The 1,558-nt window shown below is 63.3% G+C and carries 2 protein-coding genes; both read right to left on the bottom strand.

The window, feature by feature from the left end; all coding sequences use genetic code 11:
- The coding region (locus VGM51_17565) for a hypothetical protein (protein ID HEY3414847.1) at positions 1-1,092 on the bottom strand (1,092 nt) is incomplete at its 3' end.
- 51 nt (positions 1,093-1,143) lie between these two features.
- The coding region (locus tag VGM51_17560; GenBank protein HEY3414846.1) for a tail fiber domain-containing protein at positions 1,144-1,558 on the bottom strand (415 nt) is incomplete at its 5' end.

Genomic DNA, 1,558 nt, shown 5'->3' with positions numbered 1-1,558 from the left:
GACCGCGCCGCCGCCGAAGACGTAGAAGACACCGGTCCCGTTCTCGGCGCAGTAAATGTGGGTGCCGGGCCCCGTGAGATCGGTCTCGATGGCGGCGGAGCCGAACCAGCCCCAGTCGCCCGCAAAGAGCCCCACGCCATTAGCGCCCGGTTGGAAGTAGGCTCCCACACTGGGGCCTTGGGCGTGGTTGGTCCCATACATCGCGAAAGCGCTGGCGCTGCTCGTCTGAGCCGTGACGCCGTTGCCGTTGAGGCTGCTCCCGAAGAGACCGCTGCTGTTAGTGCTGACCGCCTCCATGCCATATCCATTGGCGCTGTCGCCGTAGACGCCCACAGCGTCCGTCGTGCCGTCCGACTGGCCATACACTCCCTTGCCTTTGCCACTGTATCCAAGGACCGCCGTTCCGTTCACGCTCGTCGAATACACGCCGGTACCGTCTGTACTCGCGCCGAACACACCGGCGCCCGCCGGGCTTGTGCCAAATAGACCGTGGGCGCCGCCGTAGCTGTAGACACCCGTACCGTCCGCGCTGTAGCCGAAGATTCCGTAAGCGTCCTTGCCCGCGCCCGACTGACCGGAGACCCCCGCGCCCGTTGTGCTCGTAGCAACGCCGACCACTCCGGAGGAACCAGAACCTGTAACGCCGGCACCGGCGCCCGAGTTCGTGATGTTGATGCCCGAGTTGAGCGAATTGGAGGTCCCCGCAAACGGGAGCGAGAGCGAAAGGGCATACGGCGACGCACCCAGGGGCACCCGTGGCGTCATCGCGGGGTCCCCGCCTATCTGGACATCGAGCCAGTAGGGCTGGTCGAACTGGAGAGACGCCGGGATGGCGCCCGTATCGCCCAACGCGGTTGAAAAAGAGCCTTTGCCTGCTGTGACCGTCTTCGTCTCGGTCCAGAGAAGGTTTCCTCCCGTGAGCGAATCGTAGAGACGGAAGGTGGCGCTGTAGGGACCGTCCGGAAGGTGAGCACCCGTGGCGTTGTTCAGAATGCCCTGGAAGGCAATGGTACGGGGAACGGCGGCTTGGGCAGGACACGAGATAGTGACGAGAACGATGAGCGTGGCTACCTGTGGAATGCGTGATCTCATTGAGTATATCTTCTTTCTTCGGAGGGTTCCGTTGGTGTATGACCGATTGCCTCAGCGGCGGGTCCGGCGCGATGCACCGCTCGTGAGCGTTCGGACCTGTTGCTCCAGGCGACGCAGCCGGACCAGCACATCGGCGTTTCTGGCGCTCACGATGGTGCTTCGGGATCGCAATCTGGCATTCTCACTCACCGCGGCGGCGATCTGGGTCTGCTGCTGCTTGATGGCTTCCACCAGCACGGGCACCACGTTCGAATACTGCACCGACAGGTAGCCCTTCTCGTCCGCGCTCACAAGCTCTGGCAGCACTTTCCGCACTTCCTGGGCTACGAACCCGATCTGAGGGCCCTTGGGAAACGACCGCCCGGTATCGGGGTTCCACTCGAAGGAAACGCCACGAAGGGATTCGACCTTGGATAACGCGTTCTGCACCGTCTGAATGCGTTGTTTGTAGCGGGCGTCCGAGAGA

This window comes from Armatimonadota bacterium (genome assembly GCA_036504095.1).
Classification (GTDB): Bacteria; Armatimonadota; DTGP01; order JAKQQT01; family JAKQQT01; genus DASXUL01.
Note: the sequence above shows the minus strand (reverse complement) of the source record. Positions and strands in the feature narration are given on the sequence as shown.